This is a genomic window from Sphingomonas sp. (assembly GCF_040398505.1).
In the GTDB taxonomy this organism is placed as follows: Bacteria; Pseudomonadota; Alphaproteobacteria; order Sphingomonadales; family Sphingomonadaceae; genus Sphingomonas.
In genome coordinates, this window is record NZ_JBBATX010000010.1 from 33,353 (window position 1) to 34,420 (window position 1,068).

1 protein-coding gene is annotated in these 1,068 nt (G+C 66.6%); it reads left to right on the forward strand.

The genetic code is table 11. The features are described 5' to 3' along the window. A partial coding sequence (prfA, locus tag ABWP09_RS02800; protein WP_502959747.1) for a peptide chain release factor 1 occupies nucleotides 1–1,065 on the forward strand: 1,065 nt, incomplete at its 5' end. Nucleotides 1,066–1,068: the final 3 nt, after the last annotated feature.

The window sequence follows — 1,068 nt, forward strand, 5'->3', positions numbered from 1 at the left end:
ATCTCCCCCGAACGCATCCTGCAGATCGAGGCGCGGCGTGACGAGCTTTCGGCGTTGATGGCGTCGGGGGATTTGCCGTCGGAGCGCTTCGTCGCGGTCTCCAAGGAATATGCCGAGCTCGAACCCGTCGCCCGCGCGGCGGGCGAGGTGCGGCGGCTGCGCGCCGAACTCGGCGTGCTCGCGGGCATGGAAGGCGACGACGACCCCGACATCAAGGTGATGGCGCGCGAGGAGATCGATTCGATCCGCGATCGCTTGCCCGAGGCCGAACGCGCGCTCGCGCTGTCGCTGCTGCCGCGCGATGCCGCCGATGAGCGCGCCGCGATGCTCGAAATCCGCGCCGGGACCGGCGGCGACGAAGCCGCGCTGTTCGCCGCCGATCTGTTCCGCATGTATCAGCGTTATGCCGAAGGGCAGGGGTGGCGCGTCGAGCTGATCTCCGCCTCAAGCTCCGACAGCGGCGGCTTCAAGGAAGTGATCGCCTCGGTCGAGGGCAAGGGCGTGTTTGCCAAATTGAAATTCGAATCCGGCGTCCACCGTGTCCAGCGCGTCCCCGCGACCGAAGCGCAAGGGCGGATCCACACCTCGGCCGCAACCGTCGCGGTGCTGCCCGAGGCCGAGGAAGTCGACATCAAGATCGAGGACAAGGATCTGCGGATCGACATTTACCGCTCGTCCGGCCCCGGCGGGCAATCGGTCAACACCACCGATTCGGCGGTGCGGATCGTGCATATTCCTTCGGGCCTCGTCGTGATCCAGCAAGACGAGAAATCGCAGCACAAGAACAAGGCCAAGGCGATGCGGGTGTTGCGCACGCGCCTCTACGAGGCTGAACGCGACCGGCTGCATCAGGAACGCGCGGGCGCGCGCAAGTCGATGGTCGGATCGGGCGACCGATCCGAGCGCATCCGCACCTATAATTTCCCGCAAGGCCGCGTGACCGACCACCGCATCAATTTGACGCTGCACCGTCTGCCCGAGATCTTGCAGGGCGAGATGGACGACCTCATCGGCGCGCTGATCGCGCAGGATGAGGCGGAGCGGCTGGCGTCGCTGGATGGGTGAGGC